Consider the following 19,630-nt stretch of genomic DNA (forward strand, 5'->3'; position numbering starts at 1 on the left):
CCTCCTTACCGGTGACGAACGCGTGGATTAATCACACCGTAGGTGAGATCAACCAGCAGGTTAGTAATGATAATGATCACCGCGATCATCAGCAGACCGCCCTGAACCACCGGGTAGTCGCGGCGGCCAATGGCTTCGATCAGCCACTTGCCAATGCCCGGCCAGGCAAAGATGGTCTCGGTAAGAATGGCACCGGAAAGCAAGGTGCCAATTTGCAGGCCGATCACGGTAATCACCGGGATCAGCGCATTGCGCAACGCGTGCTTCATAACCACACGGATGGGCGAAAGCCCCTTGGCGCGCGCGGTACGAATGTAATCTTCGCCCAGCACTTCCAGCATGGAGGAACGGGTCATGCGGGCAATCACCGCCATAGGAATGGTGCCGAGCACCACAGATGGCAGAATTAAATGATGCAGCGCTGAGGCCACTGCGCCTTCTTCGCCGGAAAGCCAGGCGTCGATAATCATAAAGCCGGTCACTTCATCAACCCAGAACATCACGTCGATACGCCCGGAAACCGGGGTGAGATCGAGCTGGATCGACATAAACAGAATGAGCAGTAAGCCCCACCAGAAGATGGGCATCGAATAGCCGGTGAGTGAAATCGTCATCACCGTGTGGTCGAGCACGCTGCCGCGTTTTACGGCCGCCAGAATGCCCAGTGGCAGACCTACCAGAGCCGCAAAAACAGCGGCAAAAAACGCCAGCTCAATGGTCGCCGGGAATAGGGTTAAAAATTCGTCCATGACCGGTTCGCGGGTGACGAACGAGGTACCTAAGTCGCCTTTCAGTACGTTGCCGGTATAGACCAGATATTGCTGGATGATGGGTTTATCCAACCCCAGTGTCTTTTCCATCTCGGCGCGTTGTTCTGCCGATACGCCACGTTCGCCGCCCATAATGGTGACCGGGTCGCCGGGGATCAGGTGAATCAGGGAAAAGGTCAGAATTGAGACGCCAATGAAGGTCGGTATCACCATACCCAGGCGTTTTAGAATGTATTGGATCATGTCAGGGCCTAATAAAAATTCGGCGCAACCATTAAGGTTGCGCCGCTTATTACATCGTTTTATTTCGCCTGGTTAGTCGGCAAGGGTTACTTCGTAGAAGTCGTGCTTACCGAACGGGCTCATCTTGTAGCCAGACACTTCTTTACGCATCGGTTCAAACACAACGGAGTGGGCCACAGTAATCCACGGCGCCTGATCTTTGAAGATCACCTGAGCTTCTTCATAGAGCTTGGTGCGCTCGCTGATATCCGCAGTCACCTTCGCCGTTTCGAGCAGGCTGTTAAACTCGTTGTCACACCAGAACGCACGGTTACCGCCCGATTCAGCCGCAGGGCAACCCAGCAATACGTACAGGAAGTTATCCGGATCGCCATTGTCGCCGGTCCAGCCTAACAGTACGGTATCGTGTTCGCCTTCTTTTGAACGCTGCAGGTATTCACCCCACTCGTAGGAAACGATTTCCGCTTCAACGCCCACTTTCGCCCAGTCTGCCTGCATCAGCTCAGCCATGCGCTTTGCATTCGGGTTGTACGGGCGCTGTACCGGCATGGCCCAGATGTTGGTTTTAAAACCATCCGGATAGCCTGCGTCGGCCAGCATTTTCTTGGCGATTTCAGGGTTGTAGTCGTAGTCGATTACATTCTCGTTGTAAGACCACATTGTGGGTGGGATCGGGTTCTTAGCCACTTCACCGGCACCCTGGAAGACGGCATCCAAGATGGCATTTTTATCGGTTGCCATGTTCAGCGCCTGACGCACCAGCTGGTTATCGAACGGAGCTTTCTGAGTGTTGAATGCCAGGTAACCGACGTTCAAACCGTTAGACTGCATGACGTTGATGTCGTCATCGGCTTTCATCTGTTCAATATCGGCCGGGTTCGGGTAAGGCATGTGGTGACACTCGCCCTTCTTCAGCTTGGCATAACGTACGGAGGCGTCCGGAGTGATGGAGAATACCAGACGGTCGATGTCTGCCCTGCCTTCCCAGTAAGCGTTGTGCGCCTCATAGCGAACAACCGAGTCTTTCTGATAGTAAGCCAGAATGAACGGACCGGTACCGATAGGGGTTTTATCAACCTGTTCCGGCGTACCGGCATCCATCATGGCATCGCCGTATTCGGCCGACATGATGGACGCGAAATCCATCGCCATATTGGCCAGGAAGGTAGCATCGGCCTTGGTCAGGTTAAAGCGAACGGTCATGTCATCCACTTTTTCGATGCTGTCGATGATGTTGGCCATATCCATGTAACCGAAGTATTTGTACTCCTGATTACTGACGCTATGGTACGGGTGGTCTTCCAGTAGCTGACGGTTAATGCTGAATAGTACGTCATCGGCATTGAAGTTACGGCTCGGGCGGAAGTCTGTGCGCTGGTGGAACTTAACGCCTTCACGCAAGTGGAACGTGTAGGTTTTGCCGTCTTCAGAAACATCCCAGCTTTCAGCCAGACCCGGAACAATATTGGTTCCGCCGCGTTCAAACTCGACTAACCGGTTGAACATGGTAACGGAGGACGCATCGAAACTGGTCCCAGAGGTGTAAAACGACGGGTTAAAACCTTCCGGGCTTGCTTCAGAGCAATACACGAAAGTTTTGGTTGCCGCAGCTGCGCCCGTTGCCAGGCCAAAGGCCATGGTCGCGGCCGCTAATAAATTAAGACGTTTTTTCATTCTAGATGGCTCCTGTTGTTCGCTCTTTTTGCAGGGCGATACACTTGAGTTTAAGACTTGCGATTACAGCGAGTTAACCGTTCTTTTTATGCGGTCAGGCGCCGTTTTTTTGGTTAGAAAAACAGACAGCCTGTCAAAATTGCGAACTTACCTTAATGCAGCCTTGTGAATAGAGCAACAAAATTGGAAAGACTGTATTGCACAAAACTTGAAAGCTGACTTTGCGCCCGCCGTGAAAATGCATCCTCATGGTACAACTGTGAATTTTTTAGGTTTTTTGTTGCACCTATGTAGTGCGATAATTTCAAGTTCCTCTGTAGCTCTTGAATCCTCTGAGGTCTTGCGCTAGACTCCATGCCTGCTTAAGCACCATTTTGGTAGCGCCGAGTGCGGTTCCCGGAAATAATTAGCGGTGTTTACGAGTTTTTGACGTTGCAGTCAGAATATTGGATCATTTCTTGTTCAGAAAAAAGCCCTGAACCAATCGGCTGGCGACAAAAAAGAAAAAGCCGCCACTCAATAATCAGTAATTAAAGGTAGTCTCATGTCTGAAAACGCGGCTCTGGTCGTTAGCGACATCCACAAGAAATTTGGCGATCACGAGGTGCTTAAAGGCATTTCTCTCACAGCCTCGAAAGGCGATGTTATTTCCCTGATTGGTTCCTCCGGCTCCGGTAAGTCGACCTTTCTGCGTTGCATTAATCTGTTGGAAGTTCCGACTTCAGGTGAGATTCAGGTTCATGGTGAGAATATTGCCTTCAAAACCGATAAGCGTGGTGAACGCATTCCGGCTAATTCGCGTCAGGTAGAGCAAATGCGCTCCCGGCTTTCCATGGTGTTCCAGGGCTTTAACCTGTGGTCGCACATGACGGTGATGGAAAACATTATTGAAGCGCCTATTCATGTACTGGGTGTTTCTAAAGCCGAAGCCATTGAGCGTGCCGAAGAGCACCTGAACCGTGTGGGCCTGTATGAACGCAAAGATTATTACCCGGCGCATATGTCTGGTGGTCAGCAGCAGCGAGCCGCCATTGCCCGTGCGCTGGCGATGAACCCGGATGTGATGCTGTTCGACGAACCCACCTCCGCACTCGACCCAGAACTGGTCGGCGAGGTTTTAAAGGTGATGCGTGGTTTGGCTGAAGAGGGCCGCACCATGATTGTGGTCACGCATGAAATGAGCTTCGCGCGGGATGTATCCAATCATGTGGTGTATTTGCATCAGGGCGTCATTGAAGAGCAGGGTGACCCGCAGGAAGTATTCACCAACCCGAAATCGGAGCGGATGAAGCAGTTTTTATCACCGAAATACTAGTTTTGACACCTAAGTACGAGCCTGAACAAACAGGGGAAAGCGGTTACTTTTGTGAAGAAAGCAGCCACTGCCACAACCGGCAGCGGCGCGAATAAGTAAAAAATTGGGCAAAAGACCCACAATAAATGCACTAGGAGCAAACAAATGAAAAAAGTACTTTTAGCGTTGGCAGGTGCCTTAGCGGTTGCAAGTGCCGTTGAAGCAAAAGATTACGACCTGATCCGTGTGGGTGTTGATGCACCTTACCCGCCGTTTGAATACAAAGCACCGGATGGCACACTGACCGGCTTTGAAATTGAGCTGGGTAACGAAGTTTGTAAAGAAGTGACCGGTAAAGAATGTGAGTGGGTTATCCAGGCGTGGGACGGCATTATCCCTTCTCTGCTGGCGCGTAAGTACGACATGATCTTCTCTTCTATGTCGATCAACGCAGAGCGCATGGAAACGGTTCTGTTCTCTGACCCTTACTACACCACACCATCGGCTTTCTTCTCGGCAACCGGCTTTGACCCTGCTATGTCTAAAGGCAAGCGTGTTGGCGCACAGCGCGGCACCACTCAGGACACTTACATCACTGAGTTCCTGACGGACGCTGAAATTGTACGTTACACCACGGCAGACGACATGGTTGTTGACCTGAAAGGCGGCCGTTTAGACGCGATGTTCGTCGACGCTCCGGTTGGTCTGGAACTGCTGGGTGACGATACTGAAGTGAAGCAGGTTGGCGATTTCGTGAAAGAGCCGGCTCGTATCTTCGGTGAAGGTGTGGGTGCGGCGTTCCGTAAGCGCGATACCGACCTGGAAGATCAGGTTTCTGCAGCACTGAAAAAGCTGAAAGAAAACGGCACCTACGATGCCATCATGAAGAAATACTTCGATTTCGATATCAAAATCTAATCGGGTTTGAATTGAAGCAGCGGTGGCAGGCCTGTGCCTGCTGCCGCTTTGTTTTTTCGGCTTATCTATGCGTTCTGGCGGTACTTGCTTAGCAGAACCCATTGATCAGCCGAGTGCTAACCTTAACTGAACCCTGTACGTTAAAGAGCAATTGAATGTTTGATTTTCAAGGTTACGGCCCGTCTATTTTTGGTGGCGGAATCCTCACGCTGGAGCTGGCACTGTTGTCATTGTTGCTGGCCTTTACCCTGGGTTTGCTGGGCGCGCTGGGTAAGATGTCTCCCAGCCCGGTGCTGCGCGGTATTTCGTCCTTTTACACCACGCTGATTCGTGGCGTGCCGGATCTGGTCTGGATGATGCTGCTGTTCTTTGGCGGTCAGATTCTGGTGAATACCTTCTTTGACTTTTTATACGACGTTTCCGACGGTGAAATTGATATTTTTGTACCATTCAACGAGTTTACCGCCGGTGTGCTGACCATTGGTTTTATCTTTGGAGCCTACATGGCCGAAACCTTCCGCGGCGCCATCATGGCGGTGGACCAGGGCCAGATAGAAGCCGGTAAGGCATACGGCATGAAGCCGATGCAGGTCTTTAAACGCATTTTGTTCCCGCAGATGATGCGCCATGCTATCCCCGGTATTGCCAACAACTGGCAGGTACTGCTGAAAACCACCGCGCTGGTTTCTGTGATTGGCCTGACCGATATGGTGCGGCTGGCCACCGAGGCGGCAAAATCGACCGGCGACCCGTTTAAGTTTTTCATACCGGTGGCCATTGTTTACCTGGGCATTTCTGCCATTTCTGATGTGATATTTAAGCGCTTGACCACGGTATACAGCGTTGGTGTAGAAAAGGGATAAGTTATGTTTGATGCGGCAATTAAGATCTTTTCTAACAGCTACACCTGGGCGCACTACTGGGAAGGCCTGGTAACGACGGTACAGTTGACTCTGCTTTCGTTGCTGGTGGGTGGCTTGCTGGCGGTACCGCTGGCTATTATGCGTACCTCTAAAAATAAACTGATCAACTGGCCGGTGTGGGTCTTTACTTACGTCTTTCGTGGCACACCGCTGCTGATTCAGTTGTACATGATCTACTACGGCGTAACGCTGATTGAGGGGATTCAGGAATCGTTCTGGTGGGAGATTTTCAAACACGCCCTGTACCCAACGCTGATCGCCTTTTCGCTGAATACCGCGGCGTACACCACCGAGATTTTCCGTGGCGCTATTGAAGCCACCCCGCGTGGCGAAATAGAAGCGGCCAAGGCTTACGGCATGGGCTGGGGCTTGCGTATGCGCCGCATCATTTTACCGAGCGCCTTCCGCCGTGCTATTCCGGCCTACAGCAACGAAGTGATCTTTATGATGCATGCCACCTCGATTGCCTCGCTGGTCACCATCATTGATCTGCTCGGTGCCGCGCGGGATATTTACGCCAAATACTACGCACCCTTTGAAGCCTTTATCTTCGTTGGGCTTATCTACCTCTGCCTAACCTTTGGCATTCTGGCCATCTTTAAGCGCATTGAGAAGAAAATGCTGGCGCACCTGGCGCCGCGTTAACCTTACGCGGCGGCTGAATCTGCCGCACCTGCCGGCCGTTGGGCTTTCTCTGCAGTACCCTTCGGTCGTTCTTTAGTGAGCATCAGGCTTGCTATCCACGCGGTCGTTGGAGCGACGATGATCAGCGCGATACTGCCGATCAGCGTTCTGGTGATTTCCGATGCAATGAGCTTCATATTCAGAATTTGCATCAGGCTATTGCCGCGGCTGGCAAACAGCATAAGTAGCGTTAAAAAGCCGCCTGCATAGGCCAGTAGCAGCGTTGTGGTCATGGTGCCTATTACCGCATTGCCGACGCGTAACCCGGATTTCATCAGGTTGCTGCGGCTGATATCCGGGCTGTTGAATTTAATTTCTTCCATGGTTGCCGCCATTTCCATGGCAACATCCATCGCTGCGCCGCTGGCGCCAATCAGAATGGCTGCATAGAGAATGCCCACCATATTCAGGCGCATACCGTTTTCGAACAGCAGTGCCTGGGCAACCGGCTGGGTCATGCCATCCAGGTGCAGCAGCTTACCAACAGCGACACACAGCAGCAGGGTAAAGATAAGGCCAATAACCGTACCAGAGAGTGCGGCCTTGCCTTTGTATGTCCAGCCGGCAACGGAAAGAATAATCATGCTGCTGAGCACAACCACGGTAAGGCCAGTGATCAGCAGCGGTGCAAAGCCGGCCAGCAGACCGGGGATCAACAGCCCAAAAATAATGCCGATAGAGCCAATAAACGAAAGCAGTGCGTACAGACCAACCTTGCGGGCATAGGCGAGCAAGCCAATGGCAAACGCCAGTGTCAGTGCAATAAGCATGGGCAGACGGTAGCGGGCAACCAGTGTGTAGCGGCCATTCATCTGCGCTACCACAACGTGATCGCCCGGTTGATAAAACTCATCAAATTCCAGCGCGCCGGTGAGCAGGTTCTGTAACTGCACCTGTGTGCCGTTTTTCAGCGCTACGGTTAATTGCTGATCGCCCAGGCGACCGGTGCCGATTATTGTAACTCGCTCGTTATTGACCGAGATTACGGTGGCTATGTTGTGGGAAGGCGTTTGCCCTGAGCTTGGTTGCCCAATAAAGGCGTAAAACCCAGCGGCAATAAGGACCAGCAAAAAGAGTGACATTCCGCGCATGTGGTGACCTGCTAATGTGGGTGAACGGCGATGTTTAAAGAGGAAAAGGCAGCGCATAACATGCCGCTGCCTCCGGGCTTTCTGATTTGCTTACCAGCCGGCGCTTACAGGCCGATTTTTACGTCCATGGCCTTCGCCATCTTCATAGCAACTTCTGTGTTATCGGCGAAGCCACCAAAGCTTTCTGCGCCAACACCCATTGCAGAAACGGGTAGCTGTGTGGCGGTGTGCGCGTAGGACGTCCAGTAAACCCCAGCGCGCTTAGACGTAATGTGCGCAACAGACATGGCCACCGGGTCGTAACCACCCCAGATGTGGGCTTCGTCTTTTTGACCGGCATCGGCAAAATCCATCGCCTGTTCAATGCTGGCTTTCTCTTCGGCGCTCAGGTCGTTCAGGGCGTAGGTTTCTGCGATGTGCGCGAAGAACGCTGCACGGTCACCCTGATAAACCTTTTGCAGCTTGTCTTCGATAGATTCTTTGAAGTTGGCAACACGATCCAGGTTCATAAAATACTGCTTGCCCAGGCCAAGGCCCATGCCGCCGGTTTCGTGATCGCCTACAACGACAATCAGCGTGTCTTTCGGGTGCTGGTGGTAGAATTCTATGGCTGCTTTCACGGCGTTATCAAACGCGATGGTATCGCCAATTACGCCGGCCACGTCATTTGCGTGAGCGGCGTGGTCAATACGGCCACCTTCAACCATCAGGAAGAAGCCATCTTTATCTTTTGCCAGCAGTTCGATGCCTTTTTCAGTCATTTGTGCCAGCGACGGCGTTTCGCCTTCAATACGGTCAATGGCATAGGGCAGGTGAGATTGACTGAACAGCGCCAAAACCTGTTCGCCATTTTTGGCCTTATGGCTCAGGAATGACCCGGTCGCATCAGCGCCGATGAAGGTTTGGTAGCCGTTGTTGGCAAATTCATCCACAAGGTTACGGTCATCGGTGCGTTTAGAGCCTTCACCATTAATGAAGTTGCGGTAGCCGCCGCCTGCCAGGAAATCGACTCCGGAATCCAGGTAATCGACTGCGATTTCATTTTCCGCATTGCGGTTGCTGTTTTTGGTGGCAAATACGGCCGGCGTTGCGTGTGTCAGCCGGGTGGTTGTAATCAGACCGGTGGCCTTGCCCTGCTTTTCAGCGCCTTCCAGCAGTGTGCTCAGCTCTTTACCGTCAGGCGTGAGTGAAATGACGCCGTTGTCTGTTTTCATACCGGTCGCCAGTGCTGTGCCGGCGGCGGCAGAATCTGTCACCAGTGAGTTGGACGATTGCGTGGTGATGATGCCGGTGACCGGCAGGGTATTGATCGCCAGGTGATAGTCTGGGTTGTTCTGCTGCCCCTGAGCGTAGTATTCGGCAACCTGACGCTGAGCAGAACTCAGGCCGTCACCGATCATATAGAAAACGTATTTAGGTGCGTCTGCTTGTGCAATCGCGCTGAGCGCAATTGAGGAAGCCAGCAATACTTTATTAAGTTTTAACATAGGTAGCCCTGCAAAATTTAGTGTGAGGTAAATGGCCTGGCGACGATGAGCGCGGCAGCCTTGCCGAGAGTCGTTATATATAGGTGGCTATTATGTCGGTATTATTTCAGCTACGACTAAATGAGGGTTTCTTTACATTTGTACCTGTGGAAGTTCAGTTTTGGCCGTTGAATTACGTATCGGCGGCGGCCGCAATTTATTATAAAGTGCGCATTCGCAAACCTATGCCAGCCCGACGGGCCTAGCGACTACATTATGACGAACACTCTTAAGGTCAATTTCATGTTCTCTCCGCACAAAGATTTTCTCGCGCACACGCTCGCCAACGCCGGTGCTGAGCACAGCGCCAGCCACTCTATTTTATCGGCCGGCACCGAAGTCACCTTTCTCGATACCGGCATCATCCGCTTTGAGCCCAACACCGCTGCCACCACGTCGCTGGTTATTTCCTGCGGTGTGCACGGTAATGAAACCGCACCCATCGAGATTGTGAATAAAATCATTTCCGATCTGCTGGATGAAGAGCAAAAGTGTACCCAGCGGGTGCTGTTCATTTTTGGCAACCCTCTGGCGATGGTCGCAGGCGAACGCTTTGTGGATATCAACATGAACCGTCTGTTTTGCGGTGACTGGCAACACAACGATTTAACCCTGCCGGAAGTCAAGCGTGCCGCCAAACTGGAAGCCTATGTGGCGAACTTTTTTGCTGAAGAGCCGGTTACCGTTACCCAACGCCTGCACTGCGATTGCCATACCGCCATTCGTGAAAGTGCCCGCCAGAAGTTTGCTGTGTACCCCTTTGTAGAGGGCCGTGAGCTACCGCAAAGCCAGCAGGATTTTCTCGCCCAGGCGCAGGTGAATACCGTGCTGCTGCAGCGCAAGCCAGCCAATACCTTCAGCTCGTTTACATCGCTGAAGCAGCAGGCTGAAAGCTTCACACTGGAACTGGGCAAGGCCCGGCCGTTTGGTGAAAACAATCTGCGCGAATTTACCGGCATTGATAATACCCTGCGTAAGTTGATTGCCGGCGAGCCCTTGCCCACCTGCATGGAAGGCGCTGTCGAGGCGTTTGAGGTGTGCCATGAAGTGAACCGCAGCAGTGAAGCCTGGCAGTTTTTTATCGCCGATGATGTGGCGAACTTCACCGAGTTTAAAACCGGCGCGCTCATCGAGCAGGATGGCGAACGTGAATACCGCGTCGGTGATGCGCCGGAATACATCGTCTTCCCCAACCCGAAAGTGCCGGTTGGGCATCGGGCGGGGTTGATGCTGAAAAAGGTTGGGCTCTGAGCCGTTCTGCGCTCAGCGCGTCAGCTGAACCACCCAATCGGCCAGCGGCATAACCGGCAATAAGAAAGCACTGATAATGCCGGTTAAGCTCATGGCCAGCCCGGCAAAGGCACCGGCCTGCACGCTGCGCTCAAATGCCTGTGCAGTGCCGAAGCCATGCGCGGTAACGCCAACGGCAAAGCCGTGAATGGCATCGTTTTTAACCCCTAACCGCTTGGTAGCATAAGGCACAAACAGGCTGCCGAGCATGCCGGCAAACATAATGATGCCCGCCGCAAGCGAAGGGCTGCCACCCACTACCCGGCTGATGTCCATACCAATGGGTGTGGTGACGGATTTGGAAATCATACTCAGACTGATAATCTCATCGCCGGTCCAGACAGCACTCAACAAGGCGGCACTGCCCGCAGCCACCACCGCCCCTACCAGGCACGCCACCATCAGCGGCAGGGCCATCTGTTTGATCAGGCTCATTTGCTCGTACAGCGGAATGGCCAGCGCCACCGTAGCCGGGCCCAGAAGAAAAGAGATTAGGTAGGTATCTTGCTGGTATCTGGCGTAATCCCAATCGAACAGCGCCAGTATGCCCATCAGCGAAAAGATGCTGATCACCACCGGGTGTACCAGCGCACTGCGCTTCAGGCGCACGTAGAGTTTTTCAGCCGCCAGATAGATGCCCATGGTCAGGCTGATGGCCAGCAGCATTTCAACACTGGTATTCATAGCTTCACCCGGAACAGTTTAAAAATCAGAATCATCAGTACCACGGTCAGCAATGTACTGGCGGTGATGATGACAACCATGGCAAGGCCGTGTTCGGTAAGCCTGTCCCAGTGGTTGATCAGACCCACACCGGCGGGCACAAACAGCAGCGTCATATTGCGGATGAGCAGGCTGGATGGCTTTTTCAGCCACTCTGGCACGCCACCGTTAATGACCAGCGCCACCCACAGACCCATCAGCCCCATAACCGAGCCGGGAATTGGCCAGTTTAAAAATTCGACCAGCGCCGAGCCGCCCAGCCAAAACAGAATTAAAACGAAGATGCCCGCCACAGAAACCACCCAAGAAAAACCAGCGCAGAGCATAGGCGAAGCGGGCAGGTAAAATGAACCCCCGCGGCCAAATGAATGGGCAAAAGCACTATCAATTTAAAGTTACAGGTGCGCTGCAAGCAAAAAGGCTTATAATCGCGGCCATGAATAAACCAAAGAAAAAGAGCCTGCCTGGCGGCGGCTCGATCGCCCAAAATAAAAAAGCCCGTCACGACTACAGCATTGTCGATAAGTACGAGGCTGGCTTGGCCCTGCAAGGCTGGGAAGTAAAAAGCATGCGTGCCGGCAAAATTCAGCTGGTCGATAGCTATGTGATCTTCCAGAACAGTGAAGCCTACCTGATTGGCGCGCACATCACCCCGCTAAAAACGGCTTCAACGCACGTGATTGCCGAGCCTGCCCGCGCCCGCAAACTGCTGATGCACCGCAAGCAGCTCGACGAAATTGAACGCGGCACCAATCAATCCGGCTATACCGCCGTGTGCCTGGGTATTTACTGGAAGGGCAACAAAATTAAAGCCGATGTTGCGCTGGTAAAAGGTAAGCAGCAGCACGATAAGCGCGCCGCCGAGAAAGAAAAAGACTGGGGCCGCGAGAAGCAGCGCGTACTGAAGGCCTACAACCGCTGACAGAACCCGGTTAAGCCGCTTAACCGGCCTGCGCCTGCACGCCGGTTATTTGGGGTAGTTGGCTTCTATGTGCCACAAATTGCCGTAGTACTTATCCATAATCCGATCAAACACGCCTTCCTGCCGCAGCTGGTCGGTGGCCTGCTTCAGCGCCGGCACCGCATCCAGTTGATCTGAGTTTCGGGACATCAGCAACCACTGGTCACGCAAGCCCAGGTTTAAACTACCGGCCAGGTTTACGCTTTCGATTGCACCCGCCGTTTCCAGCTCTACGGTTAAGGAATTCAGCGTACCGGCGATGGCATCCACATGCCCGGCGGCCATCATCTTCGCCAGTTGGCTGTAACTGTTAACCTCTACCCGATTCAGCGACTCATCGGCATCGAAACGATTGCTGAGCTGTGTGCCGCGGGTAACACCAATGTTCAGGCCGCTGAGATCTTCATAGCTGTGCAGGCTAAGGCCAGCCCTGGGGATGGCAACAATTTGGATTTCCAGCGTTTGCGCAACCGGCAGGGTGATTTGTTCACGCTGCGGCGAACGAAACACAATGCCGCCATCCACCGTACCCAGTTCAAGCGCAGACCAAAGCCGCGGAATGGGGAGCAGAACCTTCTCCATACAAATACCCGAGCGTTGCTCAATGGCAGACAAAAACTCCCAGTGAGCGCCGGTTGGCACCCCCTGTTCATCGACGTAGCCCATCAGGCTGTTTTCAATCACATGCATGCGCAGGCAATCGCTGGCCAGAGCCGGTGCCGCGGCAAGCGACACAGAAAACAGCAGGCTCAGCAGGAAGGAGCGCGCGTGGAGCGGTGTGATTTGCATGTATATCCTCTAACTGCAGCATGCATTGTTATTTTTAGGGCGCCTTTATAATAGACGAATGTCTAATTGATGGCCCGTACCGGTTGCTCACTGTAGTAACGTTGAGTTGGAGTTTTGTTACCCGTACGTTTACCTCGAAAAATCAGCAACCATCTGCCTTTGCTGGCGTTCGCCTTGGGTGCCATCCCCAAATTGACTACCAAAAAGGAATTAAAACGAGAAACTTAATAACTGAAGTGTAGGTTAGTCTGGCAGATGGGTAAAATCCGCCCGGCGATAGAATGACTCAGCTAATAATGGAAAGCTGTATTAAACCGTTTTAAGCCCTGATATACTGCGCAGCCCTTGAAAATCAGTCATTTAGACCGATAATCAAGGTATGGTGATTTGTATTCACCGAACCGGATTCCTTTAGTGTTTTATTAGTTTTCTTAAACAGATAAGGCATTACTTGAGCGTCATCGAGGAAATATCAGCGAGGCGCAACAAGTTAAAGGGGGCGACTTGGTTTCGACGCGGATTACAAAGCTCCAGGTGCATGTCGTGTTGGTAGCCAAACACGTAAAACCAAAGCTGCAAAACTATAGTTGCAAATGATGACAACTACGAAGGTTACGCACTAGCTGCATAATCCTTCTAAACTGGGCCAATAGTTGCCCGGCGGTCACTGAACTGAGCCTGATCGGTTCTACTGACTGTTACTAATTCAGGATAAGCGAAAAGGTTGCCAAGGCCGGATCGCCGACAACTTATATCCCTGGCTCCCCGAGTCGCACCTGTCCTTCGGTAACGGCAAGGGTAAACCAAAGAAGAGACTAAACATGTAGGACCGCGAGTGGCGGATTTGCGGACGGGGGTTCGATTCCCCCCGCCTCCACCATTACGAGGGCTGGTGAAAACCAGCCCTCACCCCTTCAAACCTCGCTTTCAGCGGGATTCTCAACGTATCGACAATTCTTAGAATCGGTCTCGAATAGTCTGATTTGGTCTCCAAATTGGCGCAATTTAGGCACAATGGTTCTGCGGGTTGAGAATACTAAGAAGCTGGCAGAGCTTTTTGCTACTCATGCCCGTCTTCGTATCAAGTCGCATCGAGACTCTGAAAAATCACTTCAATACCTCAAAGAGCTAGCCGAAACCTTGGCAATTGAGCCGTTAGAGCCCAAAGCGGGAAAAACGGTCTCTGGCTGCCTGCAGCGCTATTCATTGGCCAACTGGTGGCGCAGGCGACTCGAAAGCCTATCCAGTCAGGGGTTGGAGCAATATTTAAGGTCAAAGGGACAGGTTTCTGCTCAGACGGGCAAGCATGTTTCAAACAGCACCTTTGAGCGCTTCTTATGGGCGCAATCCGAAAGCCAAAAATATCTTCAGCGTACAAAATTAGAGAGCCAGGACGGGGAAGAGCTGTTCCTTTCTGAAGTCTTTGAGCATTCTGTGGCAAACCCAGCTGTGCGCCGCAGTGAAATGATGGCTCGCATCCGTGGTATGGAAGAGTATGCGAATGTTCATGACTATGAATCAGTTTTCCTGACTTTAACGCTCCCCTCAAGATTTCATGCAAGCCTGAAAGCCGGCTATCGAAACTCTAAATATGACGGCTCTACCCCAAAAGACGGCAACAACCACCTTCAAAAGCTATGGTCGCTGATTCGGTCTAAATATGGCCGAGACGGTATGCGGCCATTTGGCATAAGAGTGGTTGAGCCTCATCACGATGGCACCCCACATTGGCATTTATTGCTGTTCGTTAAGCCCGCGCATAAAGAACAAATTGTGAATGTGTTTAAAGGTTATGTCCGCAATGACAGCGCCAGTCAGGGGGAGTTGAAGCGAAGGCTGGACGTTACCTATATCGATTCCAGCAAAGGCTCTGCGGCCGGGTATGTTGCTAAATACGTTGCTAAGAACATCGATGGGGCACATTTAGAAACGGATAAAGAGGGCGCTCCCTGCTCGAATGCCTCCGCTCGTATCAGAGCTTGGGCAAGTACTTGGAAGGTTCGTCAGTTTCAATTCTTAGGTTCTCCCCCTGTCAGCGTTTGGCGCGAATTGCGTCGTTTGACCAATGGCTCAGGGCTAATCGAGGAAGCTCGCCAAGCAGCGGACAGCGGTAATTGGTCGGCCTTCATGGAAGCAATGGCTAAGCCCCAGTTAGTCGGTACGGGCGTGGGTGTTGAGCTGATGTTTGCCCATGCCGAGACAGTTAACAAGATAACCGGTGAGGTTGTAAGCACTGAGACTAATTCGTTCGGTGAGCCCGGGCAGCCCAAAGTCATTGGGGTTATGTCTGGAATCCTTCGGAACAGAACTCGAATCAAACATTGGCTGGGTAAACATTATGAGCCGTTGACGCTGTTAGGGCTTGTGCGCGGAGCGCACATCGCTAACTGCGGCAATGGTTCGATAGCTGCCGAAGGCAGCGCACTTGGACTTGTGTAAATAACTGTACGGGAGGGCAGAGAAATGATTCAGGCATTCGGATTGGTAGGCGCAGGATTTAACTTAGAAGAAGCGAGCAGTTATTTATTGAAGGAGGTAGTTAGAAAAGGTGAGGACAGGACGGGAAAATCAATCGTGGATACAAACGGGATCGTTATTGGCCTTTTAGTGCTGAACGATGAGATTGAACTGGTTGTGAAATGGTCTGAAGGCTTGAAGCAGTACGTTAAGGGCGAATTTCAAGAAAGTATTGAGGTGTTAGATGACTGATCGCAGGCCTGATTTCGACTCAGAAACTTTCACTCCGTATGAGCTCTACGAGCGTAACAGCTTCGAATTCGGCTTCTTAATGAAATCTTGGTCTCAGCCTTTTTATGGTGGGTCAATTGTTAAGGTGTACGGGTGGTCAAAGTATGAGGCTGTAAATTCTAAGCAAGGCCAAGTGCTTTATTTGCCTTTTCCATCGCTGACGCGTGAAGAGTACAAGCACCCAGAAACTGGCAACCTCACAATTCCGAATCAGTTCGTTTGCAGCAGAAACTTTGATGAAAATAGAAGTTTTATGATCATTGAAAATGTGGCGGGTAAGGGGTGGCTGCCACATGACGAGGCTTAGAGGCTCCTATTTGGGTAAATACATAGGGGTGTGAGCGGGCACCCCTCGTTCTTTAACGTGGTCAAATGTGTATAGATGTTCGCTGGTTGCGAGGCATTGGCCGACTAGGCGCCCTTTCATGTTGTTCTTGCCTTCTTTGATTCGAACGCTACTCCCGCAGATGGGGCAGGTTGCCTGATAGGACTTCAAAGTCAGCTTAAAGCATCCTTGTTTTTGGTCTTTGTCGACTAGTAGCAATGAGTCTGTAAGTGAAGGCCTTAGCCAGAATGGAGCTAGCGTAGCCCCATCTAAGGCTTTAAATATGGGGCTAATGACGGAATACCAGAAATAAGGAATGCCGGCGGTCGCTACGGTTTTAAAGAACCAAGAAGCATCACTCAGCCATACCCATAGCCAGGAAAAATACGAGCATACGAAGAAAGCAACAAAGGCGGTTAGAAGAATAAGGCCTGATCGTTTCGTGATATTAAAATTCAGCTCACCGAAGGGCGTTTTTTCTATCGTGGGTTCATATTGAATTAGGTCAACAGTGCTTTCACTAGCTACAGAGGACTGCTGCGCTTTAAGCGGTATCTTCTTGAGGATCAGCTTACTTGCACCATCTACTTTCACCAATTCAATGAACTCTCGGTGGTTGGCTTTGTGAAGGCGGTTTTCAAGGGCAGGGCGGTAATTGATCAGCTTGCCCGAGATGTATTTATGTAAGCGCCGAACCTCTCGTGTCAGCTCTTCCTTGTCGCCTTTCAGGTTTAGATGGTCAGCAAGGTCTATGAAGTTGATGGTTAGCTCGCTGTGCTCCGGCTCTTTCTCTTTACAAATTCTGACCATAGCTTCTAGCAACCGGAAACCTTTAGTGTCAGTTGGAAATGTGGGGGTGCCTTTGGCTGCAGATACAATTGATTCAATTACTTGCGTTAAGTTTGGTTCTTTTTCTACATTCATCGAAGTTTCGTAACCTATTGATAAATAAAGACTTTACCGGGAATTTTTCGGTAATTTCCGTTCCTAAAACACATAGACCAATCAAGACTAGCCATATCCAACGAATGGAGAGTCTAAATGAATCAATTAGTCACAATCAAAAAGTATTCGGAGCTTTCTGGGTACTCAGAAGAGGCTATACGCCAAAAGATTAAAAAGGGCGTGTGGCAGTTAAGTAAGCATGTTTTTAAAGGCCCTGATGGCCGGTTGATGATTAAGGTTAAGGAGGTTGAAGCATGGATTACCAGCTCCCCCGCGGCATAAGCCAGCGTAACGGTATTTTGTATCTGAGTTTCTCAGTTCAAGGTGAGCGTTATAGAGAGTCATTAGGGCTTCCAGCAACAAAGCCGAATATCAAACATGCTGAACTGAGACTTCAATCAATTAAATACGAGATTTCTGTTGGGACTTTCGATTATTTGAAGCATTTCCCTAATAGCCGTAAGGCTGAAAAGTTTCGCCGGAATTCAGGTTGTTCATTGTTGGTTGCCGACTTGCTGAACGATTGGCTTAAAAGAGCTAAAGACCATTGTGCATATAGCACTTTGAAAGGTTACGCCTCAGTTATAAACTTTCATTTGATACCAAGGTTCGGTGCGTTAACCATAGATGAGTTAACTTCTTTAATGGTGTCTGATTGGCTTTCAGATCTCAAAGTAAGTGGTAAGCGTAAAAGAAATATTCTGATACCTCTGAGACAGGCACTCTCAGAAGCAATGCATGATGGGCTAATAGACCGAAATCCGCTGCTCACAATTAAGTCGCCGAAACATAAAACTCGCGAACCTAAGCCTTTTAATAAGCAGGAAGTAAGGGCTTTACTGAGTGCGATGGAAGGTGTTGGACGAAATTTTTATTGGTTTGCATTTGAAACAGGTTTAAGAACATCAGAGTTGATTGGTTTACGGTGGGAAGACGTATTTATAGAGTCTAAGTATATTTATGTTTCTAGAGCCTGTGTGTCGGGTAGAATCAAGGAGACAAAGACAAGTTCTGGCACGCGAAATGTTCCGCTTTCCGAATCTGCACTGGAGTGTCTCGCTGATCAGAAAGAGCACGCAACTAATGAAGATGGATTTGTTTTCTTTGACCCGAAATCAAATAAGCGGTGGAAGACTGATCAGTTTCCAAGGAAAAGGATCTGGAAGCCTGCTGTTGAAAAGGCTGGTGTTGAATATAGGAACCCATATCAGACAAGGCATACATACGCCTCAAAATTGTTGTCGAAAGGGGAAAACCCTCTTAAAGTAGCTCACTATATGGGGCATTCTGATTGGGGAATGATTCGAAAAGTTTATGGAAGATGGATTGTTGATAGATGATTATTAGTTCATTGCAAGGTCTACAGAATCATAGATCAGATGAAGGATTGGTTTTTCATTACACCTCACTAGATTCGTTTATAAAAATTTTGGATTCAAATGAAATTCGAATGTCCCACCTCGGATATTTAAACGACTCAAGAGAGATCTCTCAAGGTCTAAGTATATTTCAAAGAGAAATAAGCAATTGTTTGGAGAATGAAGAACTGAGGATAACTAAACTGATGGAAGAGCTACTCGGATATTTTATTTCTGATCATAAGCCTGACATCTATGCCGCATCATTTTCTAGGCGAGGAGATTTACTAAGTCAGTGGCGCGGTTATGCTCCAAACGGTGGTCTATCATTTGGGATCGAGCTTGATAGATTAAAATCTATAGATGATGATAGGTTTTATCATGTTGAAGAGTGTATATATGATGATGTTAAAAGCCATCTAAAATCGAAAATCAAAGCAAGAGAGTTAGTTCAAGTTATTTTAGATAAGGCTACTTACCTAAAGACTGGGCAGATTCCAGATCATTCTGAAGGTGTTGAAATTAGTAATAACAAGATGGCTCGTTTAAGAGAGCTTGATAGTGAAATAGCTAAAAACATTTTTAAACTCTATGCATTATCTGCATCTATTAAAGACAATAGTTTTAGTGAAGAGCAGGAAGTTAGGATAATCTCTCATTTACTTGGAGAGAGAGAGGTTTGCTTTAGAGCTACTGACAAATTACTAATACCTTATACTTCATTTGGTATTGAAGACATAGAGATAAAGAAAATTTATGTTAGCCCAGGAATTGATTTCGAACTCAATTATAACTCTATAGTTAAATACTTTATGATTAATGGAAGACCTGTACCTGATATCTGCCCATCATCTTCAAGTTATAGGGGTTAATAAGGGTATGTGTTTTATAACTAATTGAAAGGTAAGGAAAAATGCAAGGTTCGATTCCCCCCGCCTCCACCAATAAATAACCCCAGGCAGAAATGCCTGGGGTTTTTTATTGGGCGAACGAAAGGGATCGTTCGCTTTTAACCCGTTCGGGTTCGACTGCACGTATGGAACGTGCAGCGCTAACCTCGCCTGCGAGGTTACCCGCAGGGGCCGGGCTATGGATGGCCCGGAGCATTCCCCCGCCGTGTATAGCCGCAGGTCTTAAGCCAAAAGTGTACCCCCCCCAATAACCTCTATTCTCATAAATCGAATCGACCATGCGCCAGCCCTTGCCAGCTTGAGTGCCTATAAATTCTACGCAAGCCATAAACTGGGCGCTGATTGAATTAAAAGGATCGCGATTACCCTTCTTTACTGACCAGAGAGAATAGATGGCACAGCGTTTAAAGGGCGGAGACTCAGGTGCAGAAATACAAACATTGACAATCTTTGTATC

At 50.1% G+C, this 19,630-nt stretch carries 20 protein-coding genes and 1 other RNA gene; 13 read left to right on the plus strand and 8 right to left on the minus strand.

The genetic code is table 11. From position 1 onward, the window contains the following. Positions 1-5 precede the first annotated feature (5 nt). Both BCF53_RS11625 and BCF53_RS11630 read right to left on the minus strand, forming a co-directional pair. On the minus strand, positions 6-1,013 hold the full coding sequence (locus BCF53_RS11625) for an ABC transporter permease subunit (RefSeq protein WP_132701906.1): 1,008 nt from the start codon (positions 1,011-1,013) through the stop codon (positions 6-8). A 72-nt stretch (positions 1,014-1,085) separates the two neighbouring features. Beyond that, positions 1,086-2,687, minus strand: coding sequence for an ABC transporter substrate-binding protein (locus BCF53_RS11630; RefSeq protein ID WP_132701907.1), 1,602 nt, complete (start codon positions 2,685-2,687; stop codon positions 1,086-1,088). Between the two features lie 544 nt (positions 2,688-3,231). On the opposite strand from BCF53_RS11630, the gene BCF53_RS11635 reads away from it, so the two are divergent. The 4 genes from BCF53_RS11635 to BCF53_RS11650 all read left to right on the plus strand — a co-directional run bounded on the left by BCF53_RS11635 (position 3,232) and on the right by BCF53_RS11650 (position 6,467). Further along, positions 3,232-4,002, plus strand: coding sequence for an ABC transporter ATP-binding protein (locus BCF53_RS11635; RefSeq protein WP_132701908.1), 771 nt, complete (start codon positions 3,232-3,234; stop codon positions 4,000-4,002). 144 nt (positions 4,003-4,146) lie between these two features. Continuing rightward, complete coding sequence (locus BCF53_RS11640; RefSeq protein WP_132701909.1) at positions 4,147-4,899, plus strand: transporter substrate-binding domain-containing protein; 753 nt, start codon at positions 4,147-4,149, stop codon at positions 4,897-4,899. Between the two features lie 155 nt (positions 4,900-5,054). Beyond that, a complete protein-coding gene (locus tag BCF53_RS11645) occupies positions 5,055-5,762 on the plus strand; it encodes an ABC transporter permease (protein ID WP_132701910.1) in 708 nt (235 codons plus the stop codon). 3 nt (positions 5,763-5,765) lie between these two features. Next, a complete protein-coding gene (locus tag BCF53_RS11650) occupies positions 5,766-6,467 on the plus strand; it encodes an ABC transporter permease (RefSeq protein WP_132701911.1) in 702 nt (233 codons plus the stop codon). Between the two features lie 2 nt (positions 6,468-6,469). On the opposite strand, the gene BCF53_RS11655 is transcribed toward BCF53_RS11650, so the two are convergent. Together BCF53_RS11655 and BCF53_RS11660 are read right to left on the minus strand one after the other, a co-directional pair. After that, positions 6,470-7,597 (minus strand): YibE/F family protein, encoded by a 1,128-nt coding sequence (locus BCF53_RS11655; RefSeq protein ID WP_132701912.1) that lies wholly within the window; start codon positions 7,595-7,597, stop codon positions 6,470-6,472. A gap of 104 nt (positions 7,598-7,701) precedes the next feature. Continuing rightward, a complete protein-coding gene (locus tag BCF53_RS11660; RefSeq protein WP_132701913.1) occupies positions 7,702-9,084 on the minus strand; it encodes an alkaline phosphatase in 1,383 nt (460 codons plus the stop codon). 255 nt (positions 9,085-9,339) lie between these two features. On the opposite strand from BCF53_RS11660, the gene astE reads away from it, so the two are divergent. After that, positions 9,340-10,374 (plus strand): succinylglutamate desuccinylase, encoded by a 1,035-nt coding sequence (astE, locus tag BCF53_RS11665; RefSeq protein WP_132701914.1) that lies wholly within the window; start codon positions 9,340-9,342, stop codon positions 10,372-10,374. A gap of 12 nt (positions 10,375-10,386) precedes the next feature. Here astE and BCF53_RS11670 read toward each other — a convergent pair whose 3' ends face one another. Together BCF53_RS11670 and BCF53_RS11675 are read right to left on the minus strand one after the other, a co-directional pair. After that, complete coding sequence (locus BCF53_RS11670; protein ID WP_132701915.1) at positions 10,387-11,097, minus strand: LrgB family protein; 711 nt, start codon at positions 11,095-11,097, stop codon at positions 10,387-10,389. Then, positions 11,094-11,429: a CidA/LrgA family protein gene (locus BCF53_RS11675; RefSeq protein ID WP_165901902.1), complete on the minus strand. Its 336-nt coding sequence runs from the start codon at positions 11,427-11,429 to the stop codon at positions 11,094-11,096. The genes BCF53_RS11670 and BCF53_RS11675 overlap by 4 nt, the downstream gene beginning before the upstream one ends. Positions 11,430-11,572: 143 nt before the next feature. Here BCF53_RS11675 and smpB point away from each other — a divergent pair, with 143 nt between their 5' ends. After that, positions 11,573-12,058 carry an SsrA-binding protein SmpB gene (gene smpB, locus BCF53_RS11680; RefSeq protein WP_132701917.1) on the plus strand — a complete coding sequence of 162 codons (486 nt, stop codon included), beginning with the start codon at positions 11,573-11,575 and terminating at the stop codon, positions 12,056-12,058. A 45-nt stretch (positions 12,059-12,103) separates the two neighbouring features. On the opposite strand, the gene BCF53_RS11685 is transcribed toward smpB, so the two are convergent. Then, on the minus strand, positions 12,104-12,886 hold the full coding sequence (locus BCF53_RS11685; RefSeq protein ID WP_132701918.1) for a substrate-binding periplasmic protein: 783 nt from the start codon (positions 12,884-12,886) through the stop codon (positions 12,104-12,106). Between the two features lie 495 nt (positions 12,887-13,381). Between BCF53_RS11685 and ssrA the strand changes: the two genes are divergently transcribed. The 4 genes from ssrA (at position 13,382) to BCF53_RS11705 (ending at position 15,941) form a co-directional block, all read left to right on the plus strand. Continuing rightward, positions 13,382-13,766: a transfer-messenger RNA gene (ssrA, locus tag BCF53_RS11690) on the plus strand. A gap of 134 nt (positions 13,767-13,900) precedes the next feature. Further along, positions 13,901-15,325 (plus strand): replication endonuclease, encoded by a 1,425-nt coding sequence (locus tag BCF53_RS11695; RefSeq protein ID WP_132701919.1) that lies wholly within the window; start codon positions 13,901-13,903, stop codon positions 15,323-15,325. A 24-nt stretch (positions 15,326-15,349) separates the two neighbouring features. Next, complete coding sequence (locus BCF53_RS11700) at positions 15,350-15,595, plus strand: hypothetical protein (protein ID WP_132701920.1); 246 nt, start codon at positions 15,350-15,352, stop codon at positions 15,593-15,595. Next, positions 15,588-15,941: a hypothetical protein gene (locus tag BCF53_RS11705; protein ID WP_132701921.1), complete on the plus strand. Its 354-nt coding sequence runs from the start codon at positions 15,588-15,590 to the stop codon at positions 15,939-15,941. The genes BCF53_RS11700 and BCF53_RS11705 overlap by 8 nt, the downstream gene beginning before the upstream one ends. A gap of 6 nt (positions 15,942-15,947) precedes the next feature. On the opposite strand, the gene BCF53_RS11710 is transcribed toward BCF53_RS11705, so the two are convergent. After that, entirely contained in the window at positions 15,948-16,883 is a 936-nt protein-coding gene (locus tag BCF53_RS11710) for a hypothetical protein (RefSeq protein WP_132701922.1), read from the minus strand. Between the two features lie 117 nt (positions 16,884-17,000). Here BCF53_RS11710 and BCF53_RS11715 point away from each other — a divergent pair, with 117 nt between their 5' ends. The 3 genes from BCF53_RS11715 (at position 17,001) to BCF53_RS11725 (ending at position 19,134) form a co-directional block, all read left to right on the plus strand. After that, positions 17,001-17,186 carry an excisionase gene (locus BCF53_RS11715; RefSeq protein ID WP_132701923.1) on the plus strand — a complete coding sequence of 62 codons (186 nt, stop codon included), beginning with the start codon at positions 17,001-17,003 and terminating at the stop codon, positions 17,184-17,186. Beyond that, the gene (locus BCF53_RS11720; protein ID WP_132701924.1) at positions 17,159-18,244 is read left to right on the plus strand and encodes a tyrosine-type recombinase/integrase; all 1,086 of its coding nucleotides are present in this window, start codon (positions 17,159-17,161) and stop codon (positions 18,242-18,244) included. The genes BCF53_RS11715 and BCF53_RS11720 overlap by 28 nt, the downstream gene beginning before the upstream one ends. A 224-nt stretch (positions 18,245-18,468) precedes the next feature. Beyond that, entirely contained in the window at positions 18,469-19,134 is a 666-nt protein-coding gene (locus tag BCF53_RS11725) for a DUF2971 domain-containing protein (protein WP_165901903.1), read from the plus strand. Positions 19,135-19,630 lie beyond the last annotated feature (496 nt).

The organism is Reinekea marinisedimentorum (assembly GCF_004341165.1).
GTDB classification, from domain to species: domain Bacteria; phylum Pseudomonadota; class Gammaproteobacteria; order Pseudomonadales; family Natronospirillaceae; genus Reinekea; species Reinekea marinisedimentorum.